The sequence below is a fragment of the Microlunatus sp. GCM10028923 genome (genome assembly GCF_042666975.1).
Lineage (GTDB): Bacteria > Actinomycetota > Actinomycetes > Propionibacteriales > Propionibacteriaceae > Microlunatus.
The window spans coordinates 151,587-170,406 of the sequence record NZ_JBHTFF010000002.1; the positions used below are offsets into that span (position 1 = coordinate 151,587).

19 protein-coding genes are annotated in these 18,820 nt (G+C 71.1%); 6 read left to right on the top strand and 13 right to left on the bottom strand.

Features of this window, described 5'->3' with window-relative positions; genetic code table 11:
* The first annotated feature begins 227 nt into the window (after positions 1 to 227).
* Entirely contained in the window at positions 228 to 530 is a 303-nt protein-coding gene (locus ACFQU4_RS04855) for a metal-sensitive transcriptional regulator (protein ID WP_377487623.1), read from the top strand.
* A gap of 19 nt (positions 531 to 549) precedes the next feature.
* Here ACFQU4_RS04855 and ACFQU4_RS04860 read toward each other — a convergent pair whose 3' ends face one another.
* The 10 genes from ACFQU4_RS04860 to ACFQU4_RS04905 all read right to left on the bottom strand — a co-directional run bounded on the left by ACFQU4_RS04860 (position 550) and on the right by ACFQU4_RS04905 (position 10,955).
* On the bottom strand, positions 550 to 4,482 hold the full coding sequence (locus tag ACFQU4_RS04860) for a LysM peptidoglycan-binding domain-containing protein (RefSeq protein ID WP_377487625.1): 3,933 nt from the start codon (positions 4,480 to 4,482) through the stop codon (positions 550 to 552).
* Between the two features lie 133 nt (positions 4,483 to 4,615).
* Positions 4,616 to 5,512 (bottom strand): hypothetical protein, encoded by an 897-nt coding sequence (locus ACFQU4_RS04865; protein ID WP_377487627.1) that lies wholly within the window; start codon positions 5,510 to 5,512, stop codon positions 4,616 to 4,618.
* Positions 5,513 to 5,525: 13 nt separating this feature from the next.
* The gene (locus tag ACFQU4_RS04870; protein ID WP_377487629.1) at positions 5,526 to 6,398 is read right to left on the bottom strand and encodes a type II secretion system F family protein; all 873 of its coding nucleotides are present in this window, start codon (positions 6,396 to 6,398) and stop codon (positions 5,526 to 5,528) included.
* Entirely contained in the window at positions 6,395 to 7,915 is a 1,521-nt protein-coding gene (locus tag ACFQU4_RS04875) for a CpaF family protein (RefSeq protein ID WP_377487631.1), read from the bottom strand. Before ACFQU4_RS04875 ends, ACFQU4_RS04870 begins: the two co-directional genes overlap by 4 nt.
* A complete protein-coding gene (locus tag ACFQU4_RS04880) occupies positions 7,912 to 8,694 on the bottom strand; it encodes a hypothetical protein (RefSeq protein ID WP_377487633.1) in 783 nt (260 codons plus the stop codon). Before ACFQU4_RS04880 ends, ACFQU4_RS04875 begins: the two co-directional genes overlap by 4 nt.
* 1 nt (position 8,695) lies before the next feature.
* Positions 8,696 to 9,433: a hypothetical protein gene (locus ACFQU4_RS04885; RefSeq protein ID WP_377487635.1), complete on the bottom strand. Its 738-nt coding sequence runs from the start codon at positions 9,431 to 9,433 to the stop codon at positions 8,696 to 8,698.
* A gap of 84 nt (positions 9,434 to 9,517) precedes the next feature.
* Complete coding sequence (locus ACFQU4_RS04890; protein WP_377487637.1) at positions 9,518 to 9,931, bottom strand: pilus assembly protein TadG-related protein; 414 nt, start codon at positions 9,929 to 9,931, stop codon at positions 9,518 to 9,520.
* Positions 9,928 to 10,380: a TadE/TadG family type IV pilus assembly protein gene (locus ACFQU4_RS04895; protein ID WP_377487639.1), complete on the bottom strand. Its 453-nt coding sequence runs from the start codon at positions 10,378 to 10,380 to the stop codon at positions 9,928 to 9,930. Before ACFQU4_RS04895 ends, ACFQU4_RS04890 begins: the two co-directional genes overlap by 4 nt.
* Positions 10,377 to 10,757 (bottom strand): TadE/TadG family type IV pilus assembly protein, encoded by a 381-nt coding sequence (locus tag ACFQU4_RS04900; RefSeq protein WP_377487641.1) that lies wholly within the window; start codon positions 10,755 to 10,757, stop codon positions 10,377 to 10,379. The genes ACFQU4_RS04895 and ACFQU4_RS04900 overlap by 4 nt, the downstream gene beginning before the upstream one ends.
* Positions 10,758 to 10,763: 6 nt before the next feature.
* Positions 10,764 to 10,955, bottom strand: a complete 192-nt coding sequence (locus tag ACFQU4_RS04905; RefSeq protein WP_377488811.1) for a hypothetical protein — start codon at positions 10,953 to 10,955, stop codon at positions 10,764 to 10,766.
* Positions 10,956 to 11,692: 737 nt separating this feature from the next.
* On the opposite strand from ACFQU4_RS04905, the gene ACFQU4_RS04910 reads away from it, so the two are divergent.
* Positions 11,693 to 12,943, top strand: a complete 1,251-nt coding sequence (locus ACFQU4_RS04910; protein ID WP_377487643.1) for an MFS transporter — start codon at positions 11,693 to 11,695, stop codon at positions 12,941 to 12,943.
* Between the two features lie 22 nt (positions 12,944 to 12,965).
* Here the strand turns inward: ACFQU4_RS04910 and ACFQU4_RS04915 are convergent, their stop codons facing one another.
* A complete protein-coding gene (locus tag ACFQU4_RS04915) occupies positions 12,966 to 13,400 on the bottom strand; it encodes a dCMP deaminase (RefSeq protein WP_377487645.1) in 435 nt (144 codons plus the stop codon).
* Positions 13,401 to 13,450: 50 nt separating this feature from the next.
* Between ACFQU4_RS04915 and ACFQU4_RS04920 the strand changes: the two genes are divergently transcribed.
* Genes ACFQU4_RS04920 through ACFQU4_RS04930 form a run of 3 tightly spaced genes read left to right on the top strand, consistent with a single transcriptional unit; the run spans position 13,451 to position 16,641 of the window.
* The gene (locus ACFQU4_RS04920) at positions 13,451 to 14,821 is read left to right on the top strand and encodes a dihydrofolate reductase family protein (RefSeq protein ID WP_377487647.1); all 1,371 of its coding nucleotides are present in this window, start codon (positions 13,451 to 13,453) and stop codon (positions 14,819 to 14,821) included.
* A 33-nt stretch (positions 14,822 to 14,854) separates the two neighbouring features.
* Complete coding sequence (locus tag ACFQU4_RS04925) at positions 14,855 to 15,508, top strand: TetR/AcrR family transcriptional regulator (protein WP_377487649.1); 654 nt, start codon at positions 14,855 to 14,857, stop codon at positions 15,506 to 15,508.
* Positions 15,505 to 16,641, top strand: coding sequence for an acyltransferase family protein (locus tag ACFQU4_RS04930; RefSeq protein WP_377487651.1), 1,137 nt, complete (start codon positions 15,505 to 15,507; stop codon positions 16,639 to 16,641). The genes ACFQU4_RS04925 and ACFQU4_RS04930 overlap by 4 nt, the downstream gene beginning before the upstream one ends.
* Here the strand turns inward: ACFQU4_RS04930 and ACFQU4_RS04935 are convergent.
* On the bottom strand, positions 16,634 to 17,194 hold the full coding sequence (locus ACFQU4_RS04935; RefSeq protein WP_377487653.1) for a TetR/AcrR family transcriptional regulator: 561 nt from the start codon (positions 17,192 to 17,194) through the stop codon (positions 16,634 to 16,636). The genes ACFQU4_RS04930 and ACFQU4_RS04935 overlap by 8 nt on opposite strands.
* A gap of 83 nt (positions 17,195 to 17,277) precedes the next feature.
* Here ACFQU4_RS04935 and ACFQU4_RS04940 point away from each other — a divergent pair, with 83 nt between their 5' ends.
* Complete coding sequence (locus tag ACFQU4_RS04940; protein WP_377487655.1) at positions 17,278 to 17,823, top strand: nuclear transport factor 2 family protein; 546 nt, start codon at positions 17,278 to 17,280, stop codon at positions 17,821 to 17,823.
* On the opposite strand, the gene ACFQU4_RS04945 is transcribed toward ACFQU4_RS04940, so the two are convergent.
* Positions 17,766 to 18,758, bottom strand: coding sequence for an LLM class F420-dependent oxidoreductase (locus ACFQU4_RS04945; protein WP_377487657.1), 993 nt, complete (start codon positions 18,756 to 18,758; stop codon positions 17,766 to 17,768). The genes ACFQU4_RS04940 and ACFQU4_RS04945 overlap by 58 nt on opposite strands.
* Positions 18,759 to 18,820: the final 62 nt, after the last annotated feature.

The following is an 18,820-nucleotide window of genomic DNA, read 5'->3' on the forward strand; positions in this document are numbered from 1 at the left end:
TACACACGGTGGACGAAAATCGGTTGGCGAGAATCTCCAGCGGCTTGGGTAACCCTGGTTCGACTTGACACCGACCCCACGCGACCAGTAGTTACGCACAGCGACTGGGGATAACCAAAGCAGTCCATCGCTATGTGACTTTGTCGACATGTGGCTGAATAGCCGGATCTTGCCAACCAGTTCGCTTCTATACCCTAGGGGGGTACACTGCCTGGTGGAGGTGCAGGATGACCGAAGAGCACGATCACAGTCACGGCTACATCAGCAACAAAGAGGCGTACCTGAAGCGGATGCGCCGGATCGAGGGGCAGGCCAGAGGCCTGCAGAAGATGATCGACGAGGAAAAGTACTGTATCGACATCCTCACCCAGGTGTCCGCGATGACCAGTGCGCTGCAGTCCGTCGCCCTCGGCCTGCTCGAGGAGCACCTGAACCACTGTGTCGCCGGTGCGCTTGAGAACGGTGGCGCCGAGGCCGACGCGAAGCTGAACGAGGCGACCCAGGCGATCGCCCGCCTCGTCCGTTCCTGATCACTGCTTCCTGAGCCGGTCAGACGAGCCGCGCCCTGACCTGGCCCTCCATCACCTGTTGCAGTACCCGGACGGTCTCCGGGTCCAGATCGACGCCGAGGATGCGGGCGTGCCCGGCCAACTGCAGCGCCAGCCGCTCGGTCTCGGCGTGGTTGCCGGCCTGGTGCTCGGTACGGATCCTCGCCACCATCAGCAGTTCGTCAGCCGGCGCCGCCACCAGGGCACGCGCCGCCGACCAGCGGGCCAGGTCGATGTCGTTCCGGTCCAGGGCCCGTCGGCACAACTCGACCCCGAGATCGCGGACCACGGACACCATGTCGGTCCGCAACTCCTCGGCCCAGTGCCACTGGCCGGGAGCGGCGTCGGCCAGCGGGGCGCCGCGGACGAGTTCGAGCGCGGCGAACAGCGCGTCGTCCCCGGCCCGGTTCACGCCGCCGAGGGTCAGGATCTGCAGCCGGTGCCAGTCGGAACTGACCGCCGGGTGCAGCGCGATCCGGCCGCTGTAGGCGTCGGGCAGGTACGGATCGCCGTCGCTCGACGTACCGAGCCAGGTCCGGAGCCGACTCATGTTCGACCGCCGGGTCCCCTCCGCGACCGCCAGCGCCGCGGCCATCGCCCGAGCCGTACTGCCGGGATGCTCCAACAGCCAGCCGCAGTACTCCAGGCACTGCTTGTCGGCGCGCGGCGGGACCGGACCGGAGGCGCCGGCGAGTTCGATCGCACCGAGGATGCGCAGGGTCGGGTGATGAACCGTGCCCGGTCCATTCGCTCCCGATCCGTCCATCGCCGCCCTCGCTCGTTCGTGCCCAGTCGCTGACTCGCCCCACTCCCCAGGTCTCCGGTCCGGAGCCGGCACCGGGTCCGGGGGATCGGCGCCGAGCGGTGGCGATTCGGCCGTCCCGTCGGGTGGTGTTCCGGGCGGCGGGTCCGGCTGGGGCAACGCCGTTTGGTCGAGCCGGTGTCCCCGGGCCGGATGCCCGTTGGTGTCGTGCCGCCACCACGGCGCCGGTCCGGTCTCCTCGGTGCCGGTCGCGGCGATCAGCTCGACCACGGCGTCGACCGCCGCCGGCCGCAGCAGCTGCGGTACGAGTTCGAGGCCCAGCGGTAGGAGTTCGGCCCGGACGGACGGCGCGGTCGGATCGGACGGGTGCAGTCGCAGGGTCCAGTCCGACCGGTCCGAACCGCCCGGGACGACGATCGCCATGGTCACGGTCGGGAGGTCGCCGACGACCCGGCTGATGCGCTCCAGTTGCTGATCCGTGGGACGGCGGTCGATCAGGACGATCTCCGGTGCCCACGGGTCGGCGAGATCGGGATCGCTGCGCAGCAGGGCCACCGGGCGCTCGGCCTGTTCCCGGCGCTGGATGGTGGCTCGGTGTTCCAGCTGGGTCAGCAGGCGGTCGAGATCGTCGGTCTGGGTCACGTTGTGCCGGCCCAACGGCCCGGCCAGGCCGGGGTGCTCGCCGACCAGGGTCAGCACCATTTCGTCGGCCCAGGGCGAGAAGGACAGCTCTGTCGCCGCGGCCGCGAGGAAGGCCGGCGCCAGCTCCGGGTCCTCGGAGTCGACGGCCAGGACGCCCATGCCTTCGAGGTCCGCCAGGACCGCCCGGCCGCGCGGGTCGGTGCCGATCCCGACCAGGGCCGGATAGGGCCTGGTCGCCTCACCGAAGCCCGGAATCGTCCGCAGATAACGAAGATCGTCGGCGGTGATCACCCAGGTGGTGCCGCGGACCGTGAACCCGGCCGGTGCCCGGTCCACGAACTGTTCCATGATCAATTCCAGCTCGTCGTCGCCCACCACCGCCAGCCGCAGCGGCGGTAGCGCGGTGCCGGCCGCGTGGCAGTGGGCCGAGAGCGCCCGCAACACCTGGTCCAGGTCGCGCAGGTTGAGCGGCCGCTGCCGCCGGCCGAGCGCCGACTCGACCGCACGGGCGGGCGCCGCGATCGGGAGCAGCCGACGGCCCAGCGGCCGCCGGTGCAGCTGCACCAGCCGGCGTGCGGCCAGGCCGTTCAGCACCGCCGCCGCGAACAGGCCGCCGACTCCGGCCAGGCCCGCCACCGCCGCCGCAACCTCGGGTGCCTCGAACTCGACCGCACCGAGCGCCTGCGACCCGGTCGGCTGGCCGGGCGCGTCTCCCGTCGAACCGGGCCCAGCGACCGGCGTCCGGTCGGGGCCGGCCGAGGTCGGCGACCCCGGACCTGGCGTCGCCGCCGGTAGGCCGGGGCTCGGCACGGACCCGGGTTGCCCCGGCCCCGTCCCGTTGGTCCGCTCGTCGGGTGCACCGAACCCGGTCCCGACCTCCGGCCCGGGCTGCGGGCCCCCGCGCCACCGACCCGGGCCTCGTTCGTGCTGCGGAGCTCCGTCCCGATCCGACGCCTGGCCCCGACGCGTTTCGCGATCACCGCTGGACCCGCCGTCCCCGCCTTCGGTGTGCTTGTCCCGCTCCGCCTGCTTGCTCCGCTCGGAATTCCCGTCCCGCTCGGTGCTTCCGTCCCGCTCCGCCTGCCTTCCCCGCGCGGTTTGCCGGTCCTGCTGGGCCTGCCGGTCCTGCTCGGCTTGCCGGTCCCGCTCGGCCTGCCGGTCCCGCTCAGCCTGCCGGTCCCGCTCAGCCTGCCGGTCCCGCTCAGCCTGCCGGTCCTGCTCGGTTTGCCGGTCCTGCTGGGATTGTCGGTCCTGCTCGGCTTGCCGTTCCCGCTCCGCCCGGCGGTCCCGCCCCCGCTCCCCGTTCCCGTCCCGGTCCGCCGGCTTGCCATGCTCGGTCTCCCGACCCTGCTCCGACTCCTTGCTCGGCCCGCGCCGCGAGCCCCGCTCGGACTCCTCGCTCCGTTCGGAACCCCCGCCCCGCTCAGAACCCCTGCCCCGCTCGGTCTCTCCGTCTCGTTCGGAACGACCGTCCCGCTCAGGTCCGCGGTCTCGATCGGATCCACCGCCCCGCTCCGAGCCTCGGTCCTCCGCCCCCCGGTCCCGTTCCCGCGACCCATCCCGCTCCGAGGTTCGACCCTGCTCCGACTCCCGGCGCGGTTCCCTGCCCGGCTCAGGGCTCCCCTCGTCGCGCGGTGCGGCAGCCCCGGACGGCAGCAGGAGCAGCATTCCGGCGTCGATCTCGTCGGGGTCGCTGAGCTGGAACCGGTTGGCTCGATACAGCTCCGGCCATCGCTCCGGATCGCCGTAGATCCTGCCGGCGATCGACCACAGCGAGTCACCCTGCTTCACCCGCAGGGTGTCGCCCGGGGGTGCGGCGCGGCGGCCGGCGTCGGGAATGATCAACCGCCAACCGGGTTTCAGCACGTCGGGCCCGCCGCTCAGCAGGCCGGGGTTGGCCAGGGCGATCTTGCGCCACTGCCGACCGTCGCCGTAGTAGTGCTCGGCCAGGCTCCACAGATCGTCGCCGGGCTTGACCACGTGCCGTTCGGAGCCCGCCGCCGGCGGCTTGGCGGGAGCCTCGGCGCGAGGTGTCCGCGCCTCCGGTGGCCGGTCCCGGGTGGACCTCGGCGCGCCCACCGCAGGTGGGGCGGACACGTCAGGAGCCCGTTCCGCTTGATCACCTTGATCACCGCGCTCGATCAGGACGATCGGGGCCGGCTCCGCTCGCGGCTCGGCCTCGGCCGGGATCCCGATCATGGTGATCACCGCAACCACGAGGCCCGCCGCCCACCGCTGCGGTGCCGCCATGCCGGGCAGTTGGAGCGTGATCTGATACCCGGCTATCCGGCCGATGACCTCCACGAAGATCGACAGCGTGAACACCAGCCAGGCCAGCCAGGCCACGATCGTGATCAAACCCATCAACACGGTGCCGTCGTCGGGCCGGAACAGGGCGGCAACCAACTCGTCCCAGCCGAAGCGCTCGGGGAACGGGTTGCCGCCGAGCAGGATCAGCGCGAACGGGACTCCCGCCACGACGGCGATCAGGAGGACCAGGGCCCCGAGTCCGCGCAGGAATCTCCCCATCAGGCACCGCGTTCCGGGGGATCGTTCGGGTGCGTCGGGCCGTTCATCCGTCCAGCCTGACCGATCCCAACGCACCAATGAAGGGTTGCGGTGTTGTCCGTCGATGCGCGATGTTGTCCGATGATGATCATGGTCACCAGCCTCCGACGATCCGCAGTACGGCGGGCGTGATGAAGATCAGGCCGAAGATCAACACCGGCACCGTCATGTAGATCGTCATACCCTCGGACGCACTGCTCGCCGCGACCTGCTCGGCGTTGATGTGGGCGTCCCGCAGCTCGCGCACCCTGGCCCGCAACGTCCCGGCCAGGGCGGCACCGGTCTCGTCCAGCTGCATGATGTCGGCCAGGTCCGCCAGCTCCGGGAGTTCCAGCTGGTCGGCCAGCCGGCGCAGTTCCCCGTACGGGGGCTGCTGCTCGAGCCGGGCCCGGTCCAGCGCCAGCCGGAGCTGCCGGAACAGCGGCACGTCACTGATCTCCGCCGCGTTGTGCAACGCCTGGGTCGCCGACGCGTTGGCCAGCCGCTCCAGCGTCACCAGGTCGATGTACACCAGCAGGGCCTCCACCGCCGACGACTTCCGCTGCGCCGTCGTACGCAACAACAACAGGTCCGGCACGAAGAAGCCGATCACCAGTCCGATCAGGGCGACGATCACCGGCAGCGCCGGCGTGACCCCGGCGAGCAGGCTGAACGCGGTGCAGACGAAGGCCGGCATCACGGCACCGACGACCGCCATCACCGCCTTGTCGGCGTAGAACTCGGCCATCGACTTGCCCTGCATCAGCAGCCGCCGACGTTGCCCCGCCGTGATCGCGAACGGCAGCCGGCGGTGGAGCCAGGCACCCAGCCGTTCCGACGTGCCGTCGGCGGTGAGCTGATCACGCTGCGGCGACGCAGCCCAGCCGGACTGGCCCTCGATCCGGGCCAGCGCCGAGGCGAGCCGGGGCGTGGACGGCAGGACGGCGGCGAGGCACGCGACGACGCCGCCGGCGACGAGCAGCCCGGCCAGCAACACCATTCCGACGGTCATCCGGTGGCTCCCGTCATGACGGCGTCCCGACCAGGATTCGATCACCGGCGCGATGCCGGGCCTTGCGGCGCATCAGCACCAGCGACCCGACGTAGGCCATGATCAACACCGCCAGCAGCACCTGCCCGAGCGGTGTCCGGTACGGCTCGAAGAAGGCACCGTTGAAGACGAACGCGAGGGTCAGCACGACCAACGTGATCACCGTGACCTGCCGGACCACGATGTAGGGCTTGGCGCGTTCCGTCTCGATCAGCCGGCGCCCCTTCAACTGCGCCTGCAGGGAATCGGCCAGGGCCTGCAGCGTCACGGAGGCACCGGTCGCCCCGCGCCGGTCCGCCAAGATCACCGCGGCGATCACCGAGTCCGCATCGGCGGAGTCCAGTTCGTCGGCGAACCGGAGCAGTGCGTCTGCGGTCGGCCACCGGTTGTTCAGCCGATTCACCAGCAGCTGCAGGGACTCCGCGATGATCGGCGGCGCGGTCCGGCGGGAGGTCCGGATCGAGTCGGTGATCGACTTCCCGGTGGACAGGGTCGAGGCGAGGGACCGTACCCAACGATCCAGCGCCTCGAGCATGATCACGTCCTGCGCCTTCGGCAGCAGCAACAGGTACGGGATCCCGAAGGCCAGCACCGGTCCCAACGGGATGGCGATCAGCCAGCCGGTGATCAGCGCGAACACAAAACCGACCAGAAGACTGCCGACCAGCACCAGGTCACGCTGCCGGCCGCGACGCCCCGGCGGGCGGCGGGTCAGCCGCGACCACGTCGCGCCGAGCCCGATCCTGCGCCGGGTCGGCGGAGTCCAGGTCCGCTGCAGCCCGGCGACGACCGCGACCAGACCGGCCGCGACGAGGATGCCGGCGGCTGCGGCGACGACGGCGTTCATCGCGCCTCCCCGTCGATCGCCGCGGGCAGGGGGCGCCGGAAGGCGTCGAGCTCGTTCGCCAGGTCGGGGTGCGGAAAGAAGCCGGCCGGCTCGCTGCTGGTCGGTGCGGCCTGATAGGTCAGGTGGGTGACCGGCCGGTTGTTCTCGATCGCCCGGGTGAGCTGCCTGATCTCCGCCACGTAGCGCCGCCGCCCGCCACCCCGCCAGGTCTCGTCGACCAGCGCGAGGTGCAGCAGCAGGTCAACGTTCAGGGCAATCTGACGGTAGGCCTCGTCGATCGTCAGCACGCCGCCCTGGGCGACCCGGGAGGCCAGCCGGTCCATCGTCGACTCGGCCGAGTGCGAATGGGTCGTGGACATCGTGCCCAGGCCGGTTTGGGCGGCCTCGAACATCGCGGCCGCCTCCCGTCCCCGGACCTCGCCGACGATCAGCCGGGACAGGTTCTGCCGCAACGCCTCCGGCATCAACTCGGACAGGCCGAACTCGCCGACCGCGGCACCGCCGGCCGTCTCGCCGTGCCCGACCCGGGACTGCAGCGCGACGACGTGCTGCCGGCCGGGTTGCAGGTGGGTCATCAGCTCGTAGTCGGTCTCGAGCGTGCCGAACCGCTCGGTCTCCGGAATCGAACTGATCAGGGCGCGGAGCAGCGTGGTCTTTCCCGCTCCCTGGTCCCCGGAGATGATGATCGACTTCCGGGCCAGGACGGCGGCGTCGAGGAATCGGGCCACCTCGACCGGCATGGTGCCGGATCGGGCCAGGTCGGCCAGGGTGACGTTGGTCAGCGTGTGCTGCCGGATCACGACGCTCGGCCGGTGGGACAGGCCGAACCCGATGGCGTGCAGCCGGAACCGGTCGCCGAGCGCGAGGGTGAGGGTCGGGTGTGCATCGTCGAACGGACGCGAGGGCTGGCTGTTCTGTCCGATGAAGCGGATCGCGTCGACGAGTTCGGCATCGCTGTCGGCGACCGGCGGCATGGATTCCCGGCGGCCGTCGCCGTACTGGACCGTAACGCAGTCCCAGCCGTTGATCTCGATGTTCTCCACGTCCGGCCGCAACAGCAGCGGTTGCAGGCGGCCGTACCGGAAGACGGCGTCCTCGACCGCCTGGACGTAGGTCTCCTCCTGGCCGGTCGACCACAGTTCAGCGCCGGACCGGTGCAGGGCCCGTACGTGATCACCGACGATCCGCCGGATCAGTGATCGGCCGAGCAGCACCCGGTCGGTCTCGGTCAGCGGCGTTCCGGTACGGGAGCGGGCCGCCTCCGTCTCGGCCGTGATCGCATCCGACGCGAGCCGGCGCAGCTCGACCACCTGGGCCCAGTCGACGTCATGCGTCGGCAGCGCCTCCCGGTGTGCTTCGAGCGTCTCCCGACCGAAGACGTCGATCCGCTCGAGCTCCTCCGCACCATGATCATCGGCGTCGGTCTCGGGGACCTCCCGGCCGGCGGCGGAGTAGCCGGCGAAGAGCGGGCTGTCGGCCAGGGCGGGACCGGTGGTCGTCGCATCGTCCATGATCATCGCCCGACCAGTTCCGCGGCCTCGGCGCACCGGTCCCGGAACGCCTGCGCGGTCGTGTGCAGCGAACGGGTCAGCGCCGACCGCTCGAACCGGCGCGGTCGCGGGGCCCCGTCCGAGAGGTGCGCGGCGGCCACCGGATCCAGCGCGAGCCTGGCCAGCACCGGCCGACCGAGCGCGGCGGCGATCTCACCGCCCGGATAGGGCCGGCCCTCACCGACGACGACCAGCCCGAGCCCGGTGGCGCCGCCGGCGGGTAGACCGCGGTCCTCGATCGCGGACAGCAGCACCCTGGTCGACATCACCGAACGCAGGCTGGACCGGAGCACGATCCCGACCAGTTCGGCCGCGTCGACGAGGGCCGGCGGCAGCCCGTCCCCAGTCGAGCGGCCAAGATCGATGATCACGTCGATGCCGAACTCGTCCAGGCGCCGCATCGCCTCGAGCAGCTCCGGCCACACCCCGGCGAACAGGCGGGCGTTGCCGGGCTTGGCGAAGCCGGGCAGGAACAGTCGCCGCGAGCCACCGTCCTCGGCGAGCTGGATCGCCTGGTCGATGATCACTTCGCGCAGCGGACGCTGGTCCCGGTGCGCCTCGGCGACCCGGACCAGGCCCCGGCCGCCCGGATCCTGCCCGGCCAGGAAGCCGGCGAGCACGGCCTGGTGAGCGCCCGGGTCGGCGTCGACCAACACCACCGAGCGCGGCCAGCACAGGGCGAGGCCGACCGCCGTCGTGGTGGCGCCCGGACTTCCGCCGGCCGCGGTCAACGCGAGGATCGCCATCTCAGCGCCCGCCGTCCGCGTCACGGACCGCGGCCAGCCGGTCCTGGGCGGCGAGCAGCGCAACGGCCGCGGCCTGATCGGCCGGTACGTCGACGTTGACCAGCACGGACATGCCGTCCGCGCCGGGGACCGCGTCCACCACCAGGGCCGGATACGCACTGCCGGTGTGCTGGTCGGTGAAGTCGGGCTCGGCACCCTGGGGCGGGATCGCGATCAGCCGGACGGGTGCGCCCGGGTGGAGCAGGCCGGTCGGTGCCCGGCCCTCGACCAGCCGGAGGCCGACGACCGTCCGGCCGTCCGCCGGAGTGATCACTTCGCCGATTGCTCCGGCCGGGACGATGTTCCCAGCCACCAGGTCGTACACCGCGGTCTGCCCGACCAGATCGGCGGACCGGGCGGCCGGCAGCGCGTTGCCGAGTCCGGACCCGCTGACCGTCACCGTCGCCAGGTCCGCCGCGGCGATCACCGAGCCGCGATAGACCGTCCTGGTCATGATCAACACGGAACTCTCGGCGGCGACCCTCGCATAGATCAGGTACGAGAGCAGGGCGCCGAGGCAGATCGCGATCACTCCGAGCGCGATCCACTTCGGGTTGCGGCGGCCGGGAAGCCGCGGCGGCAGCGAGGTCTGGCCGTCCGGGACCGCGGCGCCGGCCTCGCCCGCGGCCGCACCGTCATCCGGCCAGCCGTCACCCGCTGCACCGTCGCGGCCCCTGTCCCGTCGCTCGATCCTGAGCATCCGTGCCTACCCCTCTCCCCATCGACCCACCCGTCAAACGCGCCCACCGTTCACCTGCACCCCGCCGGTTCCAGCACCCGCCCGTCAGCCGTCGGCCCCGGTCGGGACCAGCCGCGCCTCGGCCGACCCGCGCGCGGTCACCTCACGGATCCCGATCACGCCGAGGAACAGCGTCGGTTCGCGGGTCACGGTCGCCACCCGGACGGTGCCGCCGCTCACCCTGACCTCGCCGGTCACCTCGGGCTGCCCGGCCAGATAGGTCCGGGCGGCCCGGACGGCGGCGGTGGCCTGCCGGTACCCCGCCAGCCGTTGCGACGCCGCCGCGTTGCCGGCCGCGCGCGCCGCCTCGGCCGCCACCGCCTCGGCCCGGCTGGCCGCCGCGATCTGCTGACCGCCGTCGACGACCAGTCCGGTGGCGATGATCAGCGCGGCCAGCACGACGATCGCGTACACGCTGACCGACTGGCCCCGTTGATCACGCTCCGGCGCCGGTCTCATCCCCGGCTCCGGTACGTGTCGAGCGCTGCCGCCCCGGTCGCGGACAGCTCCATCGCGCCGGGCAGCCCCGGCAGCACCACGTCGGCCAGGGACACGGTGCAGCGGACCGTCGCCGAGACGGTCGCGGGCCGCCCGGCCGGGACCCGGAAGGCCGCCGTGCTCACCGAGACGCCGGCCTGCTCGCAGACCAGGCCGGCGGTGGCGAGCGACTGGCGGCCGGCCGAGTCCCCGGCGATCCGCGCCTCGTTCGCGGTACGGGCCAGCGAACCGGCCCGGGCCGCCGCGTAACCCGCCTCGAAGACGATCGTCCGCGCGTACCAGAGTCGACCGCCGGCGACGAGCAGCGCCAGCATCAGCATGAAGGCCGGGACGATCATGGCCAGTTCGGCGGTCGCGGCACCACGTTGGTCCCGCGGGCCGAAGGGTCCTCGACCGCCGCCCCCGTTCATCGACCCGGCACTCGTTCCAGGGGCGCGGTCGCCCGTTCTTCGACCCGGCCGAGCCCGAACCCGATCACGGAGTGGGCCTGCCCGGTGACCTGGGCCTCGACCCGGCCCTCGATCCGCAGCACCCGGACCTTGACCTCGGTCAGGCCGGCGTGGGCCGCCACGTCAAGGGCGAGGGCCCGGGCCCGATCCGGCGACCCGGCGGCGCCGCGAGCCTCGTCGACGGCCACGTTGGCCGCGCGAATCGCCGCGTTGCGGCCGTGCAGCCACAGGCCTGCCTGGATGACGGCGACGGTGGCCATCAGCACCACCGGCCAGATCAGCACGAGTTGAAGCGACTCGGCGGCGCCACGCTCCGACGGTCTTCGCGAGGTCGTCACCCCGGATCACCTGGGCATGTGATTCGTGACGTAAATCGTGATCGCGCCGATGACGATCGTGGCGACCGCGACCGCACCGGCCAGCAGGATCGCGTTCTCGGCCGACTGGCTGAGTCCTCGCTCGTCACGGACCGCCGGAGATCGCAGCGACACGACCATGCCGATCAGGAGCTGGAGTTGTTGCCGGAGCTGGTGCATCGAATTCCTCCTTCACCACCGGTCGAATGCGGGCGTGACCGGTGAAGCCGCCCTGAGGTGGTCCGCAGCAAACGGCCGCACTTGCCCCGCCGGTCGCTCTGGTCCGTGGTGCCGAGCCGGGTCCCCGATGACCCCTGCCCGGAAGTACGTGTTCCCGCTAACGCTAGGCCAACCCGCCGCAGATCCGATCGGAAACACCGTGACCGCTTGATGACATGTCCTCAACCGGACGCATCTCTCCCGGCGTGTCGTCGCGATCACCGCCGCCTGGATGCCGATCCGAGCACGGCCCTGGAGTAACTCCGTGAGTGGCCACTCGACCTCCGGTCCGTGCCCGGATCGACGCTCGTGGTGCCGCCCGGCCGGGTGGACTCCCCCGACGAGGTCCCCCGGACGGCGGCCCGGACCGACCACGGATCGGACCGGTCGGCTCGGTCTTTCGAACTTCGTTGGCACGATCGGGCTCCTTTCCGGGTCGTTGTCCGTTGTGGTGTCCATGCTGGCGACCGGGTGTTGGCGGAGGTGTTGTCCGAGCGGCCCGATGTGTCGTTCGAACGCCGTGCCTGTTGTCGGAAGGGTGCAGGTTCGTCCAGGATTGGCACCGGGGATTCCCAAGCGGGAGGCCTGACTTGGCACCGGCATCGGGTCCCTGGCGGCTCGCGGGACCAATCGGGCGGCACATCGTTGGCTACGGGCGGGGTGAGGATGAGCCGGCAGGGACTGAGTAGGTTGAGGCGGTGATCGCTCCGCGCCGCGCCGTCTTCCCGATGAACGCGCCGCGCAACGTGGTCGGCTGGATCTTCGGATTCGTGTCCTCCCTGCTTGCCGACAACATCTACTTCATCGCGCTCTCGGTGGTCGCGATCCAGACCACCGATCCGGCGATGGCGGGCGTGATCGTGGCGGCCTCGGCGATTCCGCGACTGCTCATCCTGCTCGTCGGCGGCGCCATCGCCGACCGGGTCAGTGCGAAGCGGATCATCCTGATCACCGACACCGCCCGGGCGCTGATCCTGATCGGGATGGCCGTAGTGCTGTTCACCCAGGCCGACTCGATCGGCGCCATCGGACTGCTGGTGATCGCGCTGGTGTTCGGCGCGCTGGACGGCCTGTTCGCACCGGCCATGGGCGCCGTCCCGGCCCGGATCGCCTCCGATGATCAACTGAGCCGGATGGCGGCCGTGCGCACGGTCGGACAGCGACTGGTCCTGCTGGCCGCCGGTCCACTCACCGGCTGGCTGATGGTCCTGTTCGGTCCGGCCGCCGCGTTCGCCGCCGCCGCGGTGTTGTTCGTGGCCTCGGTCAGCTCGCTGGTGCTGTTGCAGGTGCCCCGCCCGCTGCCGTACGAACTTCGCGAGATGGCGGAACGCTCCATCCTCAGCGACACCGTCGCCGGCCTGCGATCGACCTGGGCCAACCGGCCGGTGTTCTGGCTGCTGGTCGTGATCGCCGCGGTCAACTTCGGCTTCGCCGGGCCGGTCACCCTCGGCTATCCCCTGCTCGCCCAGGAGAGCGACTGGGGACCGGTCGGCATCGGCTACCTGTTCGGCGGCCTCGGGCTCGGCGCCGCCGTCACCGCCACCGTCCTCCTGATCATCAAGCGGCCGCCGCGAGCCGGCCTGTTCGCCTTCGCCGCCCTCGCGGTGATGGGCATCGCGTTGTGCCTGCACGCGGTCGCCATGCCGCTCGAAGCGGCCGTTGTGACGGCCGTCCTGCTCGGGTTCGGCACCGGCGCGTACGGCACGCTGCTGCTCGGGCACCTCATGGCGATCACGCCGAAGGCGGAGATCGGCCGGGTGATGGGCCTACTCTCGCTCGCCCTCGAAGGCGTCGTCCCGATCAGCAACTGGCTGACCGGCTTCCTGACCGGACCGTTCGGGGCCAAACTCCCGTTCATCTGCGGCGGCATCATCGTCCTCGGCTCCACCCTGCTCGCCCTGTCCCAGCCCCGGTTGCGGCGGTTCGAGCTGGCGCACCAGCAGCGGTGATCATGACCGGGCCAGCTACTGATCAGAGTCCGAGGTGAAGGTTCGGTTCGCGGGCGGCGGTCTCGTACTCGGGCAGCAGGTCGACGGTGATCCCGGCAGCTCGGAGGAGTTCGACGCCCTCGCAGCGGGCGACGAAGATCGGGGGCTCGCGCCAGGCGATCACGACGCGGCGGATGCCGGCCTCGATGGTCAGTGCGGCGCAGCTGTACGGGCGCGACGCCCTGGTCGAGCACGGCTCCAGGGTCGAGTAGAGGGTGCCGCCGGCGGCGGCGCCGGCCGCCAGCTTGGCGAAGGCGGACTCCTCGGCGTGCACCCGGTCGGTCTCCCGCGAATAGCCCCGGGCCAGCTCCTGCCCGGCCGGGTCGATGATCACTGCGCCGACCGCGAAGGCGCTGTCGCTGCGCGGCGACAGCCGGCTCAGCTCGACGGCCAACTCCATCCAGTGCCGATCGCTCATCGGTCCTCCTCGGTCATGATCGCCCGATCGTCGCACAGGCACGGCTGCCCATGATCGACCGGCCGTACGTCACCCTCAGCTGCGCCGTCTCGCTGGACGGACGGCTGGACGACACCTCGCCGGACCGGCTGCTGCTGTCCAATCCGGAGGACTTCGACCGCGTCGATGCGGTACGGGCTCGGCACGACGCGATCCTGGTCGGCGCCAACACGGTCCGCCGGGACCGGCCGCGGCTGATGATCAGGTCACCGCAGCGCCGCACGGCCCGGGTCGCCCGCGGCCTGCCGGTCGATCCGGTCAAGATCACGATCACGGCGTCCGGCGATCTTGATCCGGACTCCCCCTTCTTCGTCGCCGGTACGGCAGCGAAGATCATCTACACGCCCTCGACTGCCCGGGCCCAGGTCGCCGAACGCGGATTCGACGCGGCGGTCGTCGACGCCGGCCGGGAGGTCGACCTGGACCGGCTGCTGCAGGACCTGGCCGGGCGCGGGATCCACCGGCTCCTGGTCGAGGGCGGCGGGATGATCTTGAGCGAGTTCCTGGCCCGGGGGTGCTACGACGAACTGCACCTGGCGATCGCGCCGATCGTCGTCGGTGACCCGGAGGCACCCGGGCTGGCTCGGGCTCGCCTCGATGACCGGCTCCACCTCGCCGAGGTGCGCCGGCTGGGCGAGGTGGCCATCCTCCGCTACACCACGCCGGGCGCCCTGGACCGCGCCCTGCGCCGCCTGCTGGTTCCGATCCGGGCGGTGCTGCTCGACTTCGACGGCCCGGTGACCCCGTTGCTGGCCGATGGCCGGGACGCCGGGGTCGCCGACCGGGTCCGGCAGGCGCTGGCCGCACGCCGGATCGAGCTCCCCGACGCGCTCCGGACCACCGCGGACCCGCTCGACCTGCTGGACTGGGCCACCCCGGCGCGCCTCGGCACCGACGCCGCCGAGGCGGCCGACCGCGCGTGCACCGAGGGCGAGGTCGACGCGGCCGGGCTCGCGGCGCCGACCACCGACGCGGACGCCCTGCTCCGGGCCTGCCGCACGGCCGGGCTGCCGGTGATCATGGTCAGCAACAACTCCGCCGAGGCGGTCGCGGCCTTCCTCGAGCGGCATCAGCTGCGCGACCTGGTCGACGGGATCGTCGGCCGGGTCCCCGGCCGCCCGGAACTGATGAAGCCGGATCCCGACCCGATCCGGCGCGCGCTCGCCCTGCTGGCCCGGCACGGCGTCGGGACCGCCCGCGACTGTGTGCTGATCGGCGACTCGGTCACCGACATCGAGGTCGGCCAGCGGACCGGGACGGCGACGATCGGCTACGCCCGGTCGGGCCGGCGGCCGGCGCTGGACCAGGCCGGCGCCGAGGTCATCGTCGACGAGCACACCCCGATCATCGCGGCGCTGACGAATCAGGGAACACCCCGGTAGACACGATTTGACCCGTCGGCTAAATTTTTGGCCATGGGGTCAGATTCTGAGCGGACCGAGGACAAGCCGGAGAGCTTCATCCGGTCCAATCGGCGTCGGCAGATCCTCGAGGGAGCGATCGCCACGCTCTCCGAGGTCGGGTTCGCCGGGGCCTCGCTGGCCCGGATCGCCCAGGATCTCGGCGTCTCCAAGGGCGTGATCTCGTACCACTTCAAGTCCAAGGACGACCTGATGATCAAGGTCGTCGAGCACGGCTACCAGGGCATGGTCGAAGCCGTACTGCCCAGGATCCTGGAACAGGAGACCGTCGCCGACAGCCTGCGGACCCACCTCCCCGAACTCGCCCGCTACGCCCTCGACCACCGTCCGACCCTGCTCGCCCTCGGTGAGGTGATGGGGCATCTGCGCCGGCCCGACGGGCGGCTCCACTACGGCGCCGAGGGCAACGAGATCTTCTACGACGGACTCGAGCAGCTGTATCGGCACGGCCAGGAGACCGGCGAGCTGCGCGACTTCGATGTCCGGGTGATGGCGATCACCCAGCAGGCCTCGCTGGACGCGATGTTCGCCTACTGGGCCAACCACCCCGAGCACGACCTGCTCGCGCACGCCGAGCAGTTGGCCGACCTGTTCATCCACGCCATCCGGCGCGAACCCACCCTGCGAACGACGAGGAAGAAGTCATGAACACCGAGATTCGCGCCGCTGCGGCGGCCGACACCGCCCGACCATCCGGTCGGCCCCGGCTGCACTGGATCGACACCGTACGGATCGCCCTGACGATCTTGGTGCTGGCTCATCACTGTGCCGTCACCTACGGCAATATCCCGGTCTGGTTCTACAACGAGCCGCCGCACGACCCGTCCGCCTCGGCGCTGGACATCCTGGTCGTGATCAACCAGAGCTACTTCATGGGCCTGTTCTTCCTGATCTCCGGCTACTTCGTGCCTGCCTCGCTCGACCGCAAGGGTCCGGCGGCGTTCGCCCGGGACCGGCTGATCCGGCTCGGCCTGCCGTTGCTGGCCTTCGTGATCTTGGTCCGGCCCCTGGCCACCCTCTGGTCCTGGCGGACCAACCACGCCGACGTGCCGTACCCGCTCTACTACGTCACCTCCATCGATCCCGGCCCGACCTGGTTCCTCGAGGTGTTGCTGGTCTTCTCGCTGATCTACGCCGGCTACCGGGCCCTGACTTCCCGAGCGGTACGGAAGCCGGAGGGCGACGGCAAGCTCCGCTGGATCGTCGCTGCCGGCACCGTCGTCGGCTTGATCGTGATCATGGGAATCCTGATGGCGGTCTGGCGGCAGTTCGTCCCGGACGGCACCTACTGGCCGATCGTCGGCCTGCCCACCCCATCGTTCCTGCCGCAGTATGCGCTGATGTTCGCGGCCGGCGTGCTGGCGGCCCGTCGCCGTTGGCTGGAACGGATGCCGGGGTCGCTGGCCTTCGTCGGCGCCGGCCTGGCCGTCCTGGCGGCGATCTTCCTCGGACCGGTCTTGATGTCCGCCGACCCCGTCGCCTCGAGCATCGCCGGCGGAGTCGCGATGGCGGTCCTCGGGGTCGGTCTGAGCCTGGTCGTCCTGGTGATCTTCCGCCGGTTCGCCCCGGGCACCGGCCCGATCCGGCAGTTCCTCTCGGCCAACGCGTTCGCGGTGTACGTCATCCACCCGGTCGTCCTGGTCGCACTGGCCCTGCTGCTGCAGGGCCTGGTGGCGCCCGCGATCGTCAAGTTCGCCGTCCTGTTGATCTTGTCGATCCCGGCCTGCTGGCTGCTCGCCGCACTGCTCCGCCGGATCCCGGCGGTCCGCAAGATCATCTGATCAAGGTCTGCAGGGCGGGCCGGAGCAGCTCGATGATCACCTCCGGGTCGGCGTCCTGCAGGCCCTCCAGCCGGAGCAGGTCGCGGCCGAGCACGGCGGCCAGGGTGATCATGCCGACCAGCGCGGCCCGGGTCATCGCGTCATCGCCGCCGAGCCCGGCCGCGACCTGCCGCTGCTGCTCGGTGATCGACTGCCGGACCCCCTCGGCGGCCGCGGGATGGGTCAGCATCGAGCGGAGCAGGGCGAGCGTGCCCGCGTGTTCGGTGGTCAGCTTGTCCCGCAGCGAGGCGAGCAGCAGTTCCTCCATCCGCCCCGGCGGGCCGGCGATCGGCTCCTCCACACCGGCCTCCGCGACCTGCCGGAAGAGCTCCTCCTTCGTGCCGAAGTAGCGCATCACCAGGGCCGGGTCGGTCGCGGCGGCGGTCGCGACGGCTCGGATGGTGGTGCGGTCGAAGCCGTTCTCGGCGAACAGGTCCCGGGCCGAGCTGAGGATCCTGGCCCGGGTCCGTTCCCGGCGTTCGGCTCGACTGGACGGCGCTGGTTCGGTGCTCACGAATTCAGTCTACAGCTGTTGACTGAACCCGGAGAGCGAGCTACGGTTTCAGTCAACAGTTGTTGATTGAATGGAGCGACCCGATGCCCGACCCGACCACCCTCGACACCCCGCGCCGGCTGTTGGAGCGGTCCCAGGAACTGTTCCTGAGCAAGGATCTCGACGCCTTCGCCGACCTGTTCGCCGAGGACGGCACCCACGAGCTGCCGTTCGCCCCGCCCGGGGTGCCGGCCCACCTGCGCGGCCGGGAGCCGATCCGCCGCTACCTGACGTCGATCACCACCACGCCGCTGGAGATCACGGAGTTCCGCGACCTGGTCGTCCACGACACGGCCGATCCCGAGGTGATCATCGCCGAGTACGAGGCGGCCGGCGTCGTGACCGCGACCGGGCGCCCGTACTCCGTCCGGTACGTCCAACTGCTCCGCGCCCGCGACGGCGAGATCGTCACCTGGCGCGACTACTGGAGCCCGCTGGACGGTGTCCGGGCGCTCGGTCTGCGCGGCCTGCTGCCGGTGATCATCCAGACGGTCCGGGCCTGGTTCGGGCGCCGGACCAGGTCCGGGAAGGATCAGGCGACCAGCGGTGCCAGCGTCTTCCCGGCCAGTTCGACGATGCCCGGTACGTGACCGTTGGCGACCATGTTGATGATCACGCCGTCGACGCCGGTGTCGATCACCTTGCGCTGCAGCTGATCGGCCACGTCGTCCGGCGTACCGACGAAGAGCCGGTCGGTCATCGCGGCCTTGGACTGATCGTCCAGCGCCTCGAAGTCGACACCGGTCCTGGCCAGCTGCTCGCGCATCAGCCGACGAGCGGTGTCGCCGTTCTCGTCCATGATCACCATGGCCAGTGCGCTGGTCTCCAGCTCGGCGAAGTCCCGGCCGACCTCCTCGCAGCGCTCGGCCAGCACCTCCAGCTTCCGCGGCAGCTCGGCCGGCGCGCTGTTGATGTTGAGGTGGTCGGCATAGCGGGCGGCCAGCCGGAAGGTCTTCTTCTCGCCCTGGCCGCCGAGCATGATCGGCAGGTCGTCGCGGAACCGGGGCTCGTTCAGCGTTCCCTTGGCGCGGTACCAGGTGCCGTCATGATCAGGCGTCCGGCCGCGCAGCATCGGTTCGATGATGTCGAGGGCCTCGCTGAGCCGCTCGAACCGGTCGCCGAAGGTGCCGAACTCGTACCCCATCTGATCATGCTCGAGCTCGTACCAGCCGGCGCCGATGGCCAGCACGGCCCGGCCGCCGCTGACCACGTCCAGCGTGCTCACGGTCTTGGCCAGCATCGCCGGATTCCGGTACGTGTTGCCAGTGACCAAGGTGGACAGCTGGATCGTCTCGGTCGCCGAGGCCAGCGCGCCGAGCGTGGTGTACGCCTCCAGCATCGGCTCCTCGGGCTTGCCGATCATGGGCAGCTGGTAGAAGTGGTCCATCACGAGCACGGTGTCGAAACCGGACCCCTCGGCCTCCCGCGCCTGCGCCGCGACGGTGTCGAACAGGGTGGCGGTACCGCCGGGATAGCTGAAGTTGGGGATCTGATAGCCGAGTCGGATGCGTCGCGCTTTCGTCATGATCGCGACGCTAGACCTTAGAGCGCGCTCGAACGCAAGTCCCCTTCCACCGACCCCGGGAT